Source organism: Deltaproteobacteria bacterium (assembly GCA_016178705.1).
Lineage (GTDB): Bacteria > Desulfobacterota > Binatia > HRBIN30 > JACQVA1 > JACOST01.
In genome coordinates this window covers 25,612-43,049 of sequence record JACOST010000004.1, presented here as the reverse complement: position 1 = coordinate 43,049, position 17,438 = coordinate 25,612, and the positions used below count along the sequence as shown (strand labels likewise).

Sequence of the window (17,438 nt, the reverse complement as noted above, 5' to 3'; positions counted from 1 at the left end):
GCCGACTCGCTCCTTCACGGCAACGCTCCCTGCACGATCCATGTGCGGATGAGTTCGATCTGCGCGGCGGTCAGCGGTGATTTGCCGAGTGGCATGAGCGAACCCTCGGGCGGACTGGGGTGGGTCACCTTGATCAGCAGAAAACTGTCCGGCGCATCGCCGGGCTTGACGCGGAGCAACTGCGCGACCTGAGCGGCCACATTTGCCGCCGGTACGTTCACGAGCTGCGCGTATGACTGCCCCTCCACGAGCGAGAGATCGCCGGCTTGGAATGCGGCGGTGTGACAAAACTCATCAATGCACGTCGGGTTGAAAATCGACGTCTGAATGTTGGCGAAGGTTGCATCCGCATTGAAGGTTGGTGTTGCGGTCGCCGTGGCTGTGGGCGACGAGGATGGTGTCGCGGTGGCAGTGGGCGTGGCCCGGAGTGTGCCCGTTGGCGTCTGCGTCGGCGTGTCGCTCGGCAGCGGCGTGGCGGTCTGAGTCGGCGACGACGTCGCGGTGGCGGTGTTAGTCGCGGTGGGAGTCAGCGTCGGCGTCGGCGATGCGCCCTCGAATTGTGGCGCGCCGGTTCTGATCCAGACGCGGATCTGTTCGACCTGCGCGGCCGACAACTGCGCACCGGTGAGCGGCATGCGACCGCCTTCACCGGGCGCCGGGTTCACGCACTTGATGACCAAGAAGCTGTTGTCAGGCTCGAATGGTTGCACACGGCGCAGCCCGGCTTGCTGTGCGACGGCGTTGTTGGTCGGTTGTTGCAGCAGGTCGTGGTAGGCGTCGGCCTCCACGAGGGACAGATTGCCGGCGCGGCTGATGGGGTTGTGGCAACTGCCACTGATGCAACTGGGATTGAAGATGTCGCGTTGGATCGCCGCGAGGCCGCCGGCGGCATCCGAGCCAACGTCGGGGCCCGCCCCCGCACAGCTGAGCACAGTTGTCAGGAGAACGACGGCACCGAGCAATCGGACGCGTGCGCAGGAGTGAGAGCGCAACGGATTCGGCTCCGACGAAGCAGGCTACAGCGCCTTTGAGGCGGTGACCATGAGGCTGGCCACGCCTTGGCGCACGAACTTCTTGCCGGTGACTTCGGCGCGGCTGCCGGTCAACTTCTTGAGCGCCTCGTACGGCTCGTTGTTGTCGTGATCGTCGATCAACAGATACACGTCGCCGGCATCGGTGAGGATGCCCATCGGCACCCCGGACTTGGCGCACAACAGGGCGCAGCTCTTATGGTCCGGACCCTTCTTGTCCTTGGCCATATAGCAGGCCATGTCGAGGATCTCGCCTTGGAAGGTGACGACCTCCTGCGCCCGCGCCGCCGGCTGCAGCCGCGCCGAAACGAGGGCGATAGCGCTGGCCACCAACACGATGAGAACACGACGCCGCATGCACATTTCTCCCTTTGCAAAGCTAACCGGCGTCAGTAGTATGTGCGGTGAAAAGCTTTGTCAATTTGAGTTTTAGCAATGCAAGAAGATTCTCAGCGCAGGATGAAGTTGCTGCGTCGCGCAACCACCGCGTCGTGTGTCTGAGTGCTCCCGTCGCCACCGAAGCGCGTCGCTTGCGCAGTGAAATCGACCGATCGCACAGAAGGACGGTGTCATGTCGCTGAGTAGCCGCCCCGAACCTGCTATGAACGCGGCGCGCAGTGAAGGACGGCGCAGCGATCCGACCATGGCATCGGGCAATCCATTTCGGCAACAGTTCGGCTTCGTGTACGGCACCGGCCTGGCGTTCGGGTTGCACCTCGGGCTGCTGCATCTCTATCTGTTCCGCTCCCCCGGCGCGCTGGCGACCTTTCTCGTCAGTACGCTGATTTTCTCGACCGTCACGCTGATGCTGTGGAAGTGGATGCTGCCGCGCTTCGCCACCGTGCCGCGCGGCTGGCGGCTGATGGCGCAGTTGGCCGCCTGCGCGTTGGTGTTCATGGTCCTGTCGGTGGTGGTGACGGAAGCGCACGCCGCCATCGTCGGCGGGTCGTCGATTTTCTTCTATCCGTACACCGGGAGCGAGGTGACGGTGACCATTCCGGCCGCGGCACTGCGCGGGGCGCCCCTGATGTACACGCTGATTCCGATCGTCCCAACGGCGCTCATGTGCGTGGTGGGCTTCAATCAACATTGGTGGCGCATCCTCACGCTCGAAAATCGCGAACGCGAACTGCGCGAATCGGCGGTCACGGCGCAATTGGCCGCGCTGCGCGCACAACTCAATCCGCATTTCTTCTTCAATAGCCTGAATTCGATAGCGCAGTTGATCTCGACCGATCCGGCAAAGGCGGAGGTCTGCGTGGAACGGTTGGCGGAAATCTTTCGCTACATGTTGCGTCGCGGCCATTCCGAGTTCGTCTCGCTGCAAGAAGAGTTGGAGATCGCCGAAGCCTACTTGGAAATCGAACGCGCGCGATTCGGTGACGACCTCACCGTGGAGGAACAAATTGACGAGCGCGCGCGGCGCATCCCGTTGCCCGAATTGATTCTCCAACCGCTGGTGGAAAACGCGGTCAAGCACGGCATCTCGCGTAAGATCGGCGGCGGGCGAGTGCGGATTGAAGCCGCGTTCGACAACGGCGATCTCCGGCTCACGGTGGCGGACACCGGTGCGGGGATTCCCGCTGGTCGCGATATCTTCGATAGCGGAGTCGGACTGAAGAGCGTCCGCGACCGCTTGCAGCGCCACTACGGCCCGACCTACGCTCCGGTCGTACAGAGCGCGAACGGGCGAGGGACCACGGTGACGCTGCGTATCCCGTTGCCTACCGGAGCCGGTGAAGCTTGATGATGCCGCGGTTCGCACCAATATCCGCGCCAATATTCCTACAATGATCCGCACGCTGTTGGTCGACGACGAAAAATTGGCCCGCGACCGGCTCGCTTCCTTTCTCAAAAGCGTTCCTGATGTCGAGGTGGTTGGGCAGGCCAAGAACGGCGTCGAAGCCGTTCGCATGATCGAGGAGTCCGATCCTCAGATGGTGTTGCTCGACGTGCAAATGCCAGGGCTCGACGGCTTCGGCGTGTTGCGCAGCATCACCAAGGCGCCGCAGATCGTCTTTGCCACCGCCTTCGACGAATACGCGATCCGCGCCTTCGATGTGCACGCGGTCGACTACTTGCTCAAGCCGATCACTCGCGCGCGGCTGGAGCAGGCCGTGGGTCGCGTGCGCGATCGTTTGGCGGCGCAGGCGCCGGCGCCGCAGCTGCGCGCCATCATCGACTTGCTCGCAAAGCGGGAGCCGCGCTACGCGGCGCAGGTGCCCGTGCACAAGGGCAAGCAGATCGTCATCGTCGCGGTCGAGGATGTCCTGTGGTTCGAAGTGGAGTATCGCCTGGTCTATACGCACGTCGACGGCAGTCGGTACATGACCAACTTCACGCTCAAGGAGCTCGAAGAGCGCCTCGATCCCGAGGTGTTTTTCCGCGCCCACAAATCGCGGCTGGTCAACTTGCGCAAAGTGAAGGCGATCGTTCCGTGGTTCGGCGGGCGCTTCAAGCTGGTGATGCGAGATCAAACCGGTTCGGAGGTCGAGCTGAGCCGGGCGCAGGCGCGCACGCTGCGCGCGCGGATGAAGTGGTGAGTGGCGCGAGCTGGCGCGTCCGCTACACGCCCAAAGTGAGCGCGGAAATCGCGTTGACCCTCTCAACGAAAGAGTTTACAGTCCCGCGCCGTCGAATCAGTTGATCGTCAAAACCGTGAGGCGCCTGAAGGAGCACGAATGCGAACGCGAGGCTTGGTTTGGATAACGGGCGTAGCCCTGTGGTTGAGCGCGGGAGCCGGATCGCCGGCATTGGCCGAATGCCCGGGCGATTGTCCGGTCGCTGGCGGCGGCACACCCAGTGTGGATTGCTTGGCCGAGTATTTCGGGTTGGCGGCGACCACCGCGGCGGCGGCAACGAACACGATTGAATGTCAGGACGGGGCCGCGTGCGACCACGATGGCGCGGTCGACGGCAAGTGCGTCTTCGATGTCCATGTCTGCGTCAACCAGGACGATCCAAACCTCACCGCGTGTACGACGAAGGGCGTGACGAGCTATCGCCTGAAGAGTGCGAGCGGCAACGCCGAACTGACCAGCTTGCAGTCGAAGGTGACGGCCATCCTCCCCACCAGCGAGAGCCGCTGCAGCGCCGAGCAGACGCTCACGGTGCCGCTCTTGGGTCCGGCGGACAAACCCCTGCCGGGGCAACTGCGCATCCGCGCCACGGCCAGCGGTGCGTCCGGTGGCGACTACGATCGGGTCACCCTGGTGTGTACTCCCCCGCCGCGCCCGCTCGGCGTGCGCCACTTCAGCATCAATCCCAGCACCAGTCCGCTCGATGCGGTGCTCGGCGGGCTAACGCTGAAGCCGGGCAAGTTTCAAGGCTACCTCGACTTGCGCGCCGGCATTCCGGATGAGAAGGGGATTGCGGTGATCGATGTCGTCGGCGCCAGCGAATTCGTGTTTGCCGATCTGCGGCCCTTGGCTTCCAACATCCTGTGTCTCAAGCCGCACGTACCGGCGATGGCGGCGGGCATTGTCGCCTGTAAGGGTCAGCTCGACCTCAGCTACTCCGCCACCGTCAATCACGTCGCCGGGGTGGTAGGCGAGAACGGCTTCACCGAAGAGGATTGCACCAACCTCACGGACACGCTGGGCCACGGGCACGTGGAAGGTCCGGACGAGGAGCATCCCGGAGTGTGCAATGGCCCGACCCACGTTGGCGTCGCCGGCTTGGGTGATAGCGGTCACGGCGCGATGGCACTGGTCCCGGATTCCGCCAGCGGCTTGACCGGGTTGACCTTCGACCTGTCGTTCATCACTCCGGGTCGCTGCCGCGCCAATACCGAGACGGCGTGCACCAGCAGCGCCGATTGTGCTGCCGATGACGTCTGCATGAAAACCTGCGCCGATGCACCGGCGGGGCAAACGACACCGATACCGTTCGTCTCCGGACCGGTCCACATCGGAATTCAGAACGCCGATGCGCAAGACGCTAACGATAAGGTGTTTGACACCCATGGGCAGAACTTCTCGTGCTACAATTGGACCACCGAGAATGGCCCGGGCAAGCTGGTCTTTGGCTTCCCCCAACTGCACGGGTTCTCCATCAGTGCGGATCAACCCAAGAGCGATCTGATTACCGCATTCGAGTTGTCGGATAAGTGAACGCTTCGTCCCCGACACCCGCGCGGCGCGGTGAGTCTTGGCAACGCCGCGCCGCTCGGCGCGTCGTCGTCGCCTGCGTGAGCGTCGGGTTCTGCGTCGGCGGGTTCTACGCGCGCCTATCAGCGCAGAACTTTGCAGCCGGCGATGCCAACTGCGATGGCGCAATCAACGCCGCGGACCAAGCCGCGCTGCAAGCTGCGCTGTTTCAGAACGGCGACTGTGCCGGCGCCGACGCCAACGGCGACGGTCGTGTGAACGCGGCCGATCTCACCGCGTTGATGCTGAAGTTGGGTAGCCCAACCCCGACGGCGACCGGGTCGCGCCTACCGTCGCCGACGCGCACATTGACTGGAACACGCACGCTCACGCCAACACTGACGCCGACGGGTACGCGGACCGCCAGCCCCACCCTCACACCGACCAATACTCGAACCCCGACCGAAACCATCACCGGCACCTTGCCGCCTACTGACACGCCGACGAGTACGCCGACCGACACCAACACGGCGACGCCGACATCGACACCCACGATCACGCGGACGCCGACAATCACTCGCTCGCCGACGATCACATTGTCGCCGACGATTACCAAGACGCCGTCGTTCACGCGCACGCCGCCGCCGAGTGCGACGCCCTCAACCACTCCCTCATCGACGCCGACGCGCACCAGCTCGCGCACCCCCACGACCACGTGGACGCCGACGCAGACCCGCATTCCCACTTACACGTTCACTCCGACGTTCACGCTGTCGCCGGCGCCGACGCTGCCGCCGACCAATACGCGCACGCCGTCGCGCACCCCAAGCAGTACCCTGACCACTACCCCCTCGTTGACACCGACTGTCTCGCCGACACCTCGGCCGTCGCTGACGCCGACCGTCTCGGCGACATCGACGGTCACGCAGACGCCCAGTCTGACGCGGACGCCGAGTCGTACGCCGACGCCGACCAACACGCCGACCTTTACTCCGACCGGGACCGCGACGTTGACGCGCACTATCACGCGTACCCCGACGATTACCGGAACCCCGACGAATACCGGCACCGCAACCAAGACCCGAACCGCGTCGTTGACTCCTACCAATACCCCGACACTGACGAGCACGAAGACAGCGACCTTCACGCGCACGATCACCGCGACAGTCACGCCGTCGCTGACCCGCACGCCGACGCGCACCATCACGCCGACCATCACCAAGACCCCCACTCGCACGCCGACGCCGACGGTGCCGATCCCGTTTGGTCCGCACCTCACCTTCTTCGGCTTGGCGGGCGCGGACAATCACGTCGCGACGCCCACCACCAGCGACGATCAAGGGCACGACGTGTACATGCGTACGGTGGGCTCGGGTTTCATCATCGTCGTCGAGGCGCAACCGGGGACCGGCCGCAAACGGGTGGGCTCGGCGACCTTCGAGAGCGATCCGTCCGATCCTACCATACGACCCGATCTGCAGATCTTGGCCAGCCGCGCGCTCGGCAACGGCAGTCCGGTGATCTGCGACCGCGGCCCGGCGCCCGCTCCGCTCGGCGGGGTGCCGGCGGCGGTACTCGACTTCGGCCCATCCCAAGCCGTCGCCAACTCGATGAGCGACTTGGCCTGTCGCTTCGATACCCACGAGAGTGGTGGCGATTCCTGTACCCTCGGCGTGCTGGGCGTGCCCGCCTTCCATGGGATGGGGACAACGGAGCAGTTCTGCACCGCGCCGGTGGTCGGCCGCGAGATTTCGTTCCCCCACGGCGACACGCTGATCAGCGTGCAGGTGCGCGATATCCTCGGCAACATCGGCGATCGCCGGACGATCGTGATCCGCGTGCAGTGAGCGCCGCGCGGATTTTGCGTTGCTCGCGGGCCACGGCTATGGTGCCCGCGACAAGGAGATCGCTATGCGGCGTGTCGGACTACTATTCGTGATCGGCGGGTTGGCGTTGGCCGCGGTGGCGGTGGCAGGCGACCCGCCGCCGGTGATGCTTGACCTCGGACCGCTCAAGCCGACGCCCGCGCCCACGCCGGAAGCGGCCGACCGCAAACGGCTGATCACCACCCTAACCGTTCAGAACATCGCCGGCGGCGACAGTGTCATGAGCTTCGAGGCCACCGACGTGGCGGACACCGGCAAGGGAAAGTTTCGCACCATCGCCGCCGCGCGCTACTCGCTGCGCGACGACAATCCGAAGCTCCAGTCCCTGCGCCAGAAGATCATCGAAGAAATCCGATCGCTCGAAGGCGACTTGCTCGACTATGCCAAGATCGCCGGCCCGCCCAAAGAACACCGGCCGCTGCTGAGCGCCTCCAGCAGCTCCGAAGAGAAGGCGGACAAGCCGGAGACGTCCGACAAGCCGGAGACACCGGAGTAAGTCCTAGTGAACCCCAAGCAGCCCGTGTCACTCTGAGCCGCAGGCGAAGAATCTCTCTTCACAGGTTCGGTGGTGGCAGCCGTCCCTGGCTGCCCGTTCACTGCACCGCCGACTGATCCCACGCGAAGGTGCCGGTCTCGATCTGCACGTGGGTCGTCTCTGCGCGCTGACGTCGGGACGGCAAACGTCACCATGCTTGGACCGTCGGTTTGAACGGGTATAGGTATTGATCCATGCTACAGGCTGGCGAGAAAATGAAACTCGCGCGATCTTGGGTGTGCGCGAGCGTATCGGTCGTGCTCGCAGTCGTCGCGTTGGTAAACGAACCAGCAGAGGCCAACGACTGCATCTACGTTGGCGGGCAAAAGGGAATCAGTGTCATCGACGCGCAGACAAGGTCGGTGGTCGCGATGATTCCGGAGCCGGTAATCGGTACGATTGCGATTGACCATGCACGATTGCGGGCGTACGCGGCCAGCGATTCCATCCTGGAGGTGGACCTGCAAACGAACACCGTCACTGCGACTATTCCTTTTCCATGCGGTGTCTTCCCCGGCTTTCAAGTTGTCGTGAGCCCAGACGGTTCGCACCTATACATCCTCGGGTACGACATATCAGGGGAGAGTAAATTGGTAGCAGCCGATATCAGAACCGGTACGGCTTACTCGCCGCCCGTGAACCTGCACGCAAACAATGGCGAGCCGTTGATGGACATCACTCCGGATGGCAAGTTCCTCTACGTGGCCCGCCCGCCCTTCGGCGTGAGCGTTGTCGACACTGCGACATTCACCATCGCTGCCGAGGTTTCAGGGTTTCCGCGGGGGGCGTTTGCGTACTCGGTGGTCATCACCCCGGACGGCACGCGGGCCTACACTATCGACGGCGGCAATCTGGTGTCGGTCATCGATACCGCGACCAACGCAGTGATCGACCGCATCAGAATGATGAATTGCCGAGGGGGCAACTGCGGCACCTACAGCCTCGCCGTGAGCCCGGATAGCCGCTACGTCTACGCCGTCAACTACACCGACGAAAGCATTGGCGCGATCGATACGCTCACCAACACCGAGCTGTACACGTCGCCGTACCCGAGAAGCCTTGCGGACCCGACCGCCCACGGCGCGGTGGCGATGCACCCGGTCTTCATGGCCGTCTCGCCGGACGGGCAGACACTTGCGGTAACCCACGACTACTTCGACAGCGTCCGCGACTTCAACCTGTTACGACCGAATTTCCTGTGGATCGTCCATGCATATACCCACAAGGTAGAGTTCTCGGATTCGCCCAACCCCGTCTTCTTCTCGCGCGCATTGGCGATCGCCTCGGTGCCGGGCGGCTGTGCCGGCGCGCCAATCGCGTGCGTCGGCGATTGCGATGGCTTGGGTACGGTCACCGTCGATGAACTTGTAGAAGGGGTGGCAATGGCTCTCGGCGAACAGTCCGTTGCGACGTGCGCAGCTCTTGACGCGAATCGCGATGACGCCGTCACCGTCGACGAGTTGATCCGCGCCGTACACAACGCGCTGAATGGATGTACGGTTGAAACACCAACGCCTATACCGGTCCCGGTGTGCCCTTCACTCACGCCGACGCAGACGCGCATGCCGACTCCGACCGCAACGTACTGCAACGGCTGTCCGCCGAGCCCCACGCCGACCCGCACCTTTCCGCCGTGAATGAGGGCGCAGCGAGCAGCGCCCCTACGAAGGCGCGGCTACCGCAGCAGCGGCAGCAACGCGGGAACATCCGCGGCCGTTACGACGCCATCGTGATTGATGTCGGCGCGCTGGTTGAGCGGGTCGTTGAAGATCGCCTCGATCAGCGCATCGAGATCCAGTTGATTGGCGATGCCGTCGTTGTTGACGTCGCCGGGCACAGGTGTCGGTGTTGATGTTGGGCCGGTGCGGGTTGGCGTTGCGGTGATCGTCGGTGTGCGGGTGATGGTTGGCGGACGGGTCGGCGTGATTGTCGGCGATATCGTCGGCGTTGGGGTGGAGGTGATCGTCACCGTCGGCGCGGGCGTTTGCGCTTTGCCGAGAAAGAATCGGCTGTAGCGCAACAGATTGCGTAACCCAGCGCCGTCGGCGTTGGGTCGCCCCGTCCAACAATAGGCTAAGGTGGTGACGATGACGCGGCCGTCGCCGTGAACGTACTCGATCCACGACGGCCCGTCGAAGTTCTGCAGCACGCGCGTCGCGCCGGCCGGCACGTTGATCAGCACGCCGTTGTCGGTGGTATTCCAGGCATCGAAGGTCTCCGTCACCAACGCCTCACCGCCGTAGCCGGCGCCGGTGAGGTACGGATGCGCTCCTTGCAGAATCTGTTGCGTGTTGTGGCCGCTGGTGGGGAGATAGCCGACGCCGTCCGGCGCGATCTGGTCTTGCTCGCCAGTGGTGCCGGGGTTGTTCGCGACATTGATCACCACTACGCCGCCCAACGCAGCGAAGCGCTCGATGAAGCCGCCAGGCAATGACAGGGACCGCATCAGATCGTAGTCGCCCTGACGCAAGTCCGGTGCGAGGTACAGGGTCTGGAAGCGTTGCTGCTCGCGCACCGGATCGCGATTGGCCAGCGTATTCAACCCCGGGCTGAACGAAGTGAACGACAGGTCGAGGGAGCGCAGGGTGGTGCAGTCGACCTGATTGGCGCTGACGGGAAAGATGAAGTCGGCGCGCACCAATGGCGTGGGCGTGGCCGTCGGCGGTGTTCCGGTGATCGTGGGCGTGACGGTGATCGTCGCCGACTTGGTGGCGGTGACGGTTGCCGATGCGGTCGCCGTCGCTGTCGGCGTTGCTGACGGTGCGAGTGTTGGCGTCAATGTTGGCGTCGGGGTCGCCGTGGTCGTGCGTGATGGGGAAGGCGAGAGTGTCTTGGTGGCGCTGGTAGTTGGCGAGGTGGTTGCGGTGATCGTCGAGCTGCTGGTCGTCGAAGCGGTGGCGGAGGCTGATGGCGATGCAGAGGCCGTCAGCGTTACCGACGGAGTGTCGGTCGGCGATGGGGTGACCGTCGCGGTCGTGGTGGGCGGCTGACTGCCGGTGACGGTCGGTGTTGCGGTCGGTGTGTTAGTCGGCGTGGCGGTGATCGTGGCGGTGTCGGTCACCGTAGCGGAGGTCGTGGCCGTCGCGGTCGCCGTGATGGTGAGGGTCGGACTCGGGGTGATCGTGGGGCTCGCGGTGTCCGACGGCGTTGGCGTGCTCGTCGGCGTCGGCGACTCCGTGAGCGTAGGGGTTGCGGTCCGCGTCGCGGTCTCCGTTGAGGTGGCGGTTGTCGATGGCGTATCGGTCACGGTTGGTGTCGCACTCTTGGTCGCGGTCGCCGAGGGCGTTTGGGTCGGCGCCGCGGTGAACGTCTGAGTGGGCGTGGCCGTGCGCGTGCCGGTGGGCGTGCGTGTGGGCGTTGCGGTCATCGTGCCGGTAGGAGTGGGCGAAGGCACACCGGTGGTGTCGTACGCCACCTCGATCAGCATCTGCGTCACGCTCGTCGAACGTGTGCTGGAGGCGTGGCGGACGCCGATTTCGGTCGCATCGAGGTCGGCAACGGTCCACGGTTGCACGGTACTGGGATTCAACTGATCGAGCCGCATGAAGGCCTGCGCGTTGGCGCCGAAGTCGACGATGATGGATACCGAGTCCATCCCGCCGCCGCTGCCGCCGCAATGGTTCGAGTCGGTACGCAGAAACAGCCCGGTGTCGGTACCGGCGGCGTCGGGCGACTCGAAGCCCGTCACCACCGTCTTCACCGCAAGGATGCGTCCGAAGACGCCGAGTGGGCCGACCGGCTGATGACAGAAGGACGTGCGGAAGTCGGGTGTGTTAGTCTGCACACTACTCGCGCCGGGCGGACGATTGTCAACGCAAGTGAAGTCGCCCGCGGCGTCACACCCGTTGCCGACCCACTGCGTATACGTGCCGTCGGCCGAGGGGACGGCGGCGGCGATGGCCACGTTAGCCGGCCAGATGTTGGTGGCCGAGAGCGTGTGATCATCCCACACCAGCTTCAGATCATGCGGGTCCGCGGTGTCCGCGCCGATGGTTGTCGTGGTGAACGAAGCGGTGGAAGGCTGGCCGCCGCTCACTTCAGTCGCGCCGTTCACGCGCAGCTCGACTCCGCCACTGAGGTACTGCAACTCGTAATGAGTGAAGGCCGGGCAGAGTGTCAGCGCGGTGGTTGACGTGCCGATCGTGTTGCCGTTCGCACGCACGGTGACGGTCCAGTTTGCATTCAACAGCAACTCGGCCACTTCGCCGTCGAGGCTGAACCACTTGCGGATACGTCGCGGGGCCGGGTTCGTGCCGCCAAGCACGGTCGATACGCGGCACGTGTAGATGCCGTCGGTGAAGATGTCCGAGTCGGGGACCGCGCTGAGCTGGACACTCAGGGCTTTGACGAAGCCGGAGCCTACCGTTGTCAGGGCGCCGTACTGCCCGGTGTGCGGTGTCGGCACGACGATCGCCGCGCCGCCATAGTCGGCCAACCAGTCGGCTTCGAATCCCGTCATGCGATCGAGCGCGCGCAACGTCGGTGCTGTCGCCGTCGGCGTAGCCGTGTCGGTCGGCGTGGTGGTGGAGGTCGCCGTCGCCGTGTCGGTCGCCGTGTTGGATGGCGTCGGACTGAGTGTGATCGTTGGCGTGGCCGTCGCGGTCGGCGTCGCGGTGCCGGTGGCCGTCGCCGTCGGAGTGAACGAGGCGGTGTCGGTCGGGGTGACGGTGGGCGTCGGGGTCGCGGTCGGCGTGGGGGTCGGTGTGAAGGTGGGGGTCGCGGTAAACGTGAACGTCGGTGTCGAAGTGCTGGTCGGAGTTGCGGTCGGGGTTGGGGTCGCGGTCGCGGTCGGCGTGTCAGTGAACGTTGGCGTCGGGGTTGGGGTGACACTGGGCGTTGCCGTCGGACTTGCCGTCGGAGTCGCCGTTGGTGTTGCCGTGGGCGTGGGAGTGGCGGTCGGTGTGAAGGTCGGAGTCGCCGTCGGCGTTGGCGAAGGAAATCCGGTCGTGTCGAAGGCGATCTCACGCAGCACTTGGGTGACTTGGGCGGCGTTGCCGGTACCAGTGTAGGTCAAGAATGTTTCGAGGCTGTCGAGATCTCCCGGAAGCCAAGCGAGGCTCGTGGCCGGATTGCTGCCATCGACGCGGGCGAAACCCAGGAACGATCCGCCCAGCGTCAGCGCCGTCGCGCTCGATGTCGTGCCGGCTGAGCCGCCGCACGCCGTTGAGTTCACACGCACGGCCAGGTCTACCGACGTCGGCGCGGGCATCGCATCGGCGACGACACTGGTCTTGACCGCGACGATGTTCCCGTACACGCCCAACGGTCCGCTCGCCGCGAGGCAGAACGACTGTAGCGCATCGCTCTGGCTAGTGGAGACAAACGTCGTGCTGCCGTTTGGCGGCTGCTCGTTCACACACGTCGCCGCGTCGGCGCAGCCGGTATGCGTCCATTGATCCGTCGGTGCGGTGCTCGGCAGCACACCGACGATCTGGAGCGTGCCGGGGAACGTGGTCGTGCGTGCGACGCTGTGGTCGTCCCACACGATGCTGAGCAGCGCCGCTTCGGCGTCATCGGGACCGATGCGAGTGATGTCGATGAGCGAATTCGACAGCGTCGCGTTCATTCCTTCCAAGGCACCGTCTACGAACAGGCTCGCGTTGGTGTTCCCGACGTATTGCACTTCCACGTGCGTGAAGGCCGGGCATTGGCTCACGACGACAGTGGAGATCGCGATGGTATTGTTGGCGACCCGCAGCTCAAGTTTGTTGTCGGAGCGCAGGATGAGTTCGATGACGACGGTGTTCGCGCTCAGCCAACTGCGAATCCGGCGCGTCGTCCCGGCGTCTTTGGCGCTGATGCAGAGCCACACACCGTCGGTCACTGTGGTCGAGGGCGTCGAGAGGATTGCGTTCACATACTCGTTGCTGCTCGATGCGGCGGCGGTGAGTAGACCGTACTGGCCGCTGTGAGCGGTGATGCTGCCGCTGGGGTTGCCGGCGCCGACGGCGTAGTCACCGGCTCCACCGCTTTCGAAGCCGTTGAAGCGGTCGAAGTCGCGTGAGGTCGCTTGCACGCGCGCGACGCTGACGAGCGACACGACGAGCGCGAGCCTGAACGCGGCACGGCGTGCGCTCGGCAGGCATCTATGAATGATGTGAGATCGCTCCACAGGCGTGAAAGTACGTTGACTCGCTAGAGGGCCTCTGATACCTAGGCCGCGCCTCCGGCACAAGCTTGCCGCATGAAATTCCCTTCCGTGAAAGGATTTCGCGACGTCCTGCCGGACGAAAGCGCCCGCTGGTCGTGGCTCGAAGCGCAAGCGCGTGCCGTCTTCCAGCGATACAACGTGACCGAAGTTCGTCTTCCCATCGTCGAGCGCACCAGCCTGTTCAGTCGTTCTATAGGTGATACGACCGACATCGTCGAGAAAGAAATGTACACATTCTCAGATCGCGATGGGACCGCGCTGTCGTTACGGCCCGAAGGGACGGCGTCGGTCGTGCGCGCGTATGTCGAACACGCCGTCGCGCAACGCGAGCCGGTGTCGAAATGGTTCTACCTCGGCCCGATGTTTCGTCGCGAGCGGCCGCAGAAGGGCCGTACGCGTCAGTTCTCCCAAATTGGCGTCGAAGTGATCGGGCGCGATGACGCCGCCGCCGATGCCGAGGTGCTACTGCTGCTCAGCGACTTGCTGGGTGCGATGCACGTGACCGGCGTCGAGCTGCAGATCAATTCCCTCGGCTGCGGGCAGTGTCGCCCGGCGTACCGTGAGCTGTTGGCCGCATACGGCGCGGCGCGCCGCGAACAGCTGTGCGAGAATTGCACGCGGCGGCTCGAACGCAATCCGCTGCGCCTGCTCGATTGTAAGGTACCGACGTGTCAGGCCGCGACCGCCGATGCGCCGATGATGCTCGATCATCTGTGCGCAGCGTGCGCCGCGCACTTTAGCGCGGTGCGCGCGCTGGTGGATCGCGAAGGTGTGGCGGTGGTCGTCAACCCGCGCATCGTGCGCGGCCTCGACTACTACAACCGCACCGCATTCGAGGTGCTGGCGCCGGGGCTCGGCGCGCAGAACGCGATCGGGGCCGGCGGGCGCTATGACGGGTTGGTGAAAGAAATTGGCGGGCCGGACGTCGGCGGCATCGGCTTCGCGCTCGGCATGGAGCGGCTGACGATGGTGCTGCCCGAGATGAGCGTTGCCACGCCTCCGGCGGTGTTCATCTGCCCGGTCGGCGCCGCGGCGGAGTCCGATGCGATGCACCTGGCGCATCGCTTGCGCACCGACGGCGGCCTCGCCGTCGAGATCGACGCGGCTGGCAAAAGCTTGAAGAGCCAAATGCGTCGCGCCGACAAGAGCGGCGCGCGTTTCGCGTTGATCATTGGTGAAGACGAATTGGCGCGCCAGGCCGCGACGGTCCGCGACATGGTAGCGAAGCGCGACTATCCCAGCGCGCTGCCGTTGACGGTATCGGTCGACGAGTTGCAAGCCACGCTGGCGCGGCTGAGCGAGCGCGCGGGTGATCCGGCATGAACGACGGAGCAAAAGACGTGGGACTCGAAGATTGGCAGCGCAGCCACTTCGCGGGCACGCTGGGTGCGACGGACGAGGGACGCACTGTTACGGTCATGGGCTGGGTGAACTCGCGCCGCGATCACGGCGGTGTCGTCTTCATCGATCTGCGCGACCGCTCCGGTATCGTGCAACTCGTGTTCAATCCCGAGCGCAGCCCGGTGGCGCATGCCGTGGCGGAACAGGTGCGTAGCGAGTTTGTGCTGGCGGTGCGCGGAACCATCGCCCGCCGCTCAGCGGACACCGTGAATCCCAACCTGCCGACCGGCGAGGTCGAGATCGTCGCCAGCGAGGCGCGCATTTTGAATCGCGCGCGTCCGATCCCGTTCGCCATCGACGACGACGCGGGCGTGGCTGAAGCGACACGATTGAAGTACCGCTACCTCGATTTGCGCCGGCCCGAGATGCAGCAGAACCTGATGCTGCGCCACCGCCTCAACAAAGTGATTCGCGATTACCTCGATGCCCAGGGCTTCCTCGAACTCGAAACGCCGGTGTTGGGGCGCAGCACGCCGGAGGGTTCACGCGACTATCTGGTGCCGAGCCGCGTCAACCCCGGCACGTTCTACGCCCTGGCGCAGTCGCCGCAGTTGTACAAGCAATTGTTCATGGTGAGCGGCTTCGATCGCTACTACCAATTGGCGCGCTGCTTCCGCGACGAAGATTTGCGTGCGGATCGCCAACCCGAGTTTACGCAGCTCGATCTCGAGATGTCGTTCGTCCGGCAAGACGACATCCTGCGCGTCGTCGAAGGGATGCTAGTGGAGGTCTTTGCCTTGCGCGGCATCGTGGTGCCGAATCCGATTCCCCGCCTGAGCTACGCGGATGCGATCGGCCGCTTCGGCAGCGACAAACCCGATCTGCGCTTCGGACTCGAACTGGTCGATATCTCCGCCCTGGTGCGCACGGTCGAGTTCAAAGTGTTCCGCGATACGGTCGAGCGTGGCGGCATCGTCAAGGCGATTCGTGTGCCCGATGGCAGTCGCCTGTCGCGCAAGGATCTCGATGGGATGCCGGAGATCGTCGCTCCCTACGGCGCCAAAGGCGTAGCGTGGGTGAAGCTGAACGCCGACGGCTGGCAGTCGCCGATCGCGAAGTTCTTCACTCCCGAGCAGCGCCGCGCCATCGAGGAGGCGTGCGCTGCCATCGTCGGCGACGTGGTGTTGTTCGTCGCGGATTCGCCGCGGGTCGTCAACGACTCGCTCGGGTGTCTTCGTTTGCATCTCGCGAACCTGTTGGGTCTCATCGCGGCCGATCGCTTTGCGTTCGTGTGGGTCACCGACTTCCCACTGTTCGAGCACTCCGCGGAGAAGCGGCTGGTTTCTGTCAACCATCCGTTCACGGCACCGCGCGAAGACGAGCTGGAGCGATTGTCCGACGCGCCCGAGACCATCCGCGCGCAAGCGTACGATGTCGTACTCAACGGCACCGAACTCGGTGGCGGCAGCATTCGTATCCATCGGCCGGAGGTGCAGGCGCGCGTGTTCGAGGTTCTCGGAATGAGTGAAACGGAAGCGCGCGACAGATTCGGTTTTTTGCTCGACGCGCTGGCGTTGGGGGCGCCACCGCACGGTGGACTCGCGCTCGGTGTGGACCGGCTCTGCATGCTGCTGTGCGGCGTCGACTCGATCCGCGATGTGATCGCATTCCCCAAGACGCAGCGCGCCGCGTGCTTGATGACCGAGGCGCCCAGCGTGGTCGATCCGCGGCAGCTCCGTGAACTCGGCCTGAGGCTGGCATGAGCCGCTTCCTCGTGCGCGCGGCTCTTGCGTTGAACGTTCTGATCCTGGGCGGCTGTTCCGCGATCTTCAAGCCCAGCGAGCCGATGATCTCGCCGCCGGTCAAGCTGTTCGCTGTTCTGCCGCTCAAGCGCGTCGACGTGTCGTTGGAACCGCAGGCTGTAGGAGTGGAAGTGGAGCAAGCGGCGGCGCCGGACGCGGAGCGAGTGGTGACCGCGCAGATCTACGCCGTGATGGCCGAATCGTCGACCTGGCGCTTCGTTCCCGATCTGCAAGTGGAGCAAGCGATGCGCGACGTACACGCCGCCGAGTTGGAGGCGCGTGCGTTGCAGTTGGGTAAGGTAGTCAAGGCTGACGGGGTGTTCTACGGCACGGTCTCGCGCTTCCGCGAGCGTGACGGGAGTGAGTACGGTGCCCGCCACGGGGCCTCGGTGTCGTTCCGCTTGGCCCTGGTGTCGGTCGAGACCGGCGCCACGGTGTGGGAGGGACGATTCGATCAAACGCAGCAAGCCCTGAGTTCCAATTTGCTCGACTGGTGGATGTTCTGGGAGGCGGGGCCGAAGTGGGTCAGCGCGCGCGAGCTGTCCCACCTCGGCGTGGAACAATTGCTGGGCCAGTTGCGGGTTCGCCTCCCCTGAGTCAGGCG

12 protein-coding genes are annotated in these 17,438 nt (G+C 64.7%); 9 read left to right on the top strand and 3 right to left on the bottom strand.

Annotated elements, in window-relative coordinates:
- Positions 1 to 14: 14 nt before the first annotated feature.
- Together HYR72_01795 and HYR72_01790 are read right to left on the bottom strand one after the other, a co-directional pair.
- Positions 15 to 992: a hypothetical protein gene (locus HYR72_01795; protein MBI1813690.1), complete on the bottom strand. Its 978-nt coding sequence runs from the start codon at positions 990 to 992 to the stop codon at positions 15 to 17.
- A gap of 24 nt (positions 993 to 1,016) precedes the next feature.
- Positions 1,017 to 1,388 carry a hypothetical protein gene (locus HYR72_01790; protein MBI1813689.1) on the bottom strand — a complete coding sequence of 124 codons (372 nt, stop codon included), beginning with the start codon at positions 1,386 to 1,388 and terminating at the stop codon, positions 1,017 to 1,019.
- Positions 1,389 to 1,602: 214 nt separating this feature from the next.
- Between HYR72_01790 and HYR72_01785 the strand changes: the two genes are divergently transcribed.
- The 6 genes from HYR72_01785 to HYR72_01760 all read left to right on the top strand — a co-directional run bounded on the left by HYR72_01785 (position 1,603) and on the right by HYR72_01760 (position 9,177).
- Positions 1,603 to 2,778: a histidine kinase gene (locus HYR72_01785; GenBank protein MBI1813688.1), complete on the top strand. Its 1,176-nt coding sequence runs from the start codon at positions 1,603 to 1,605 to the stop codon at positions 2,776 to 2,778.
- The gene (locus HYR72_01780) at positions 2,768 to 3,574 is read left to right on the top strand and encodes a LytTR family transcriptional regulator DNA-binding domain-containing protein (GenBank protein ID MBI1813687.1); all 807 of its coding nucleotides are present in this window, start codon (positions 2,768 to 2,770) and stop codon (positions 3,572 to 3,574) included. The genes HYR72_01785 and HYR72_01780 overlap by 11 nt, the downstream gene beginning before the upstream one ends.
- 138 nt (positions 3,575 to 3,712) lie before the next feature.
- Positions 3,713 to 5,143, top strand: coding sequence for a hypothetical protein (locus tag HYR72_01775; GenBank protein MBI1813686.1), 1,431 nt, complete (start codon positions 3,713 to 3,715; stop codon positions 5,141 to 5,143).
- On the top strand, positions 5,140 to 6,966 hold the full coding sequence (locus tag HYR72_01770) for a hypothetical protein (protein MBI1813685.1): 1,827 nt from the start codon (positions 5,140 to 5,142) through the stop codon (positions 6,964 to 6,966). The genes HYR72_01775 and HYR72_01770 overlap by 4 nt, the downstream gene beginning before the upstream one ends.
- 64 nt (positions 6,967 to 7,030) lie before the next feature.
- On the top strand, positions 7,031 to 7,501 hold the full coding sequence (locus tag HYR72_01765) for a hypothetical protein (protein MBI1813684.1): 471 nt from the start codon (positions 7,031 to 7,033) through the stop codon (positions 7,499 to 7,501).
- A 254-nt stretch (positions 7,502 to 7,755) separates the two neighbouring features.
- Entirely contained in the window at positions 7,756 to 9,177 is a 1,422-nt protein-coding gene (locus HYR72_01760) for a YncE family protein (protein MBI1813683.1), read from the top strand.
- A 38-nt stretch (positions 9,178 to 9,215) separates the two neighbouring features.
- On the opposite strand, the gene HYR72_01755 is transcribed toward HYR72_01760, so the two are convergent.
- Positions 9,216 to 13,580 carry a hypothetical protein gene (locus HYR72_01755; GenBank protein MBI1813682.1) on the bottom strand — a complete coding sequence of 1,455 codons (4,365 nt, stop codon included), beginning with the start codon at positions 13,578 to 13,580 and terminating at the stop codon, positions 9,216 to 9,218.
- 144 nt (positions 13,581 to 13,724) lie between these two features.
- On the opposite strand from HYR72_01755, the gene HYR72_01750 reads away from it, so the two are divergent.
- The 3 genes from HYR72_01750 to HYR72_01740 are packed head-to-tail and all read left to right on the top strand — an operon-like array spanning position 13,725 to position 17,430.
- Positions 13,725 to 15,014: a histidine--tRNA ligase gene (locus HYR72_01750; protein MBI1813681.1), complete on the top strand. Its 1,290-nt coding sequence runs from the start codon at positions 13,725 to 13,727 to the stop codon at positions 15,012 to 15,014.
- The gene (aspS, locus tag HYR72_01745) at positions 15,011 to 16,795 is read left to right on the top strand and encodes an aspartate--tRNA ligase (GenBank protein ID MBI1813680.1); all 1,785 of its coding nucleotides are present in this window, start codon (positions 15,011 to 15,013) and stop codon (positions 16,793 to 16,795) included. The genes HYR72_01750 and aspS overlap by 4 nt, the downstream gene beginning before the upstream one ends.
- The gene (locus tag HYR72_01740) at positions 16,792 to 17,430 is read left to right on the top strand and encodes a hypothetical protein (GenBank protein ID MBI1813679.1); all 639 of its coding nucleotides are present in this window, start codon (positions 16,792 to 16,794) and stop codon (positions 17,428 to 17,430) included. The genes aspS and HYR72_01740 overlap by 4 nt, the downstream gene beginning before the upstream one ends.
- The last annotated feature ends 8 nt before the right edge of the window (positions 17,431 to 17,438 follow it).